Origin of the sequence: Enhygromyxa salina (assembly GCF_002994635.1) — a bacterium.
GTDB lineage: Bacteria > Myxococcota_A > Polyangia > Nannocystales > Nannocystaceae > Plesiocystis > Plesiocystis salina_B.
This window is the reverse complement of sequence record NZ_PVNL01000157.1, coordinates 1-765: the sequence shown is the minus strand read 5'-3', so window position 1 is coordinate 765 and position 765 is coordinate 1. Positions and strand designations below refer to the sequence as shown.

At 66.5% G+C, this 765-nt stretch carries 2 protein-coding genes; both read left to right on the top strand.

Going from position 1 to position 765, the window contains the following annotated elements:
• A partial coding sequence (locus ENSA7_RS44855) for a hypothetical protein (RefSeq protein ID WP_181234631.1) occupies window positions 1–469 on the top strand: 469 nt, incomplete at its 5' end.
• A 9-nt stretch (window positions 470–478) separates the two neighbouring features.
• A partial coding sequence (locus ENSA7_RS41110; RefSeq protein WP_146158739.1) for a hypothetical protein occupies window positions 479–765 on the top strand: 287 nt, incomplete at its 3' end.

Sequence of the window (765 nt, the reverse complement as noted above, 5' to 3'; positions counted from 1 at the left end):
GGCCTTGGTCGACGGACTCAACGCGATCCAGGGCGAGGGGCAGCCGTTGGCGCTGCTGGTCTCTGTTCACGACGCGTTCCCCAACGAGTGGAAGCGCTTTCTCGAGGCCGACGCACAGACTGGCGACCACGTGCTGGAGTTGCCGATCGCGGCGGACCACTTCCCCTACTTGGCCCGCAGGAACGGACTCGCGGTGACCAAAGCGAGCTTCGTAATCATGCTCGAGCCGGACTTGGAGGTGGCATCGTTCGAAGCGCGACTCGATCTCGTGCAGTCGCCCGAGGCCTTCGTGCCGGCGTTCGGCGACGGGTGCATGGTCGCCAGTTTCGCGCTGGGCGGCGTGCAGCCGGACGTCTGGGAGCTGAAGATCGCGGACGGCGAGATTCCGGAGGCGCTGCAGAGTGACGGAGCGCTGGATCCCGAGAAGCTCGCCGGGCTCGCGCTGATCCTTCACTACACGCTCGACTGAGGTGGACTCATGAGCAACGAGAACGACCACCCAAGTCGGCCTAAGCTGACCTCGGGCCCCTCGCTCCCGATCGAGGGCCCGCAGCCGAAGCAGCCGTTCAACGCGGGCGCGTTTCCTGGGCGCGATGCGCCCGACGCTGGCCAGCCAGCGGACCCTAACCCGTTCGCGCAGGTCTACCGCTCGCCGTTCGGTGGGGATCAAACTGCAGATCCGCGCTCGAGCTTCGCACCGACGATCTCGCTGCCCACCGGTGGTGGCGCCATGCGAAGCATCGGTGAGAAATTCTCGCCCAACCC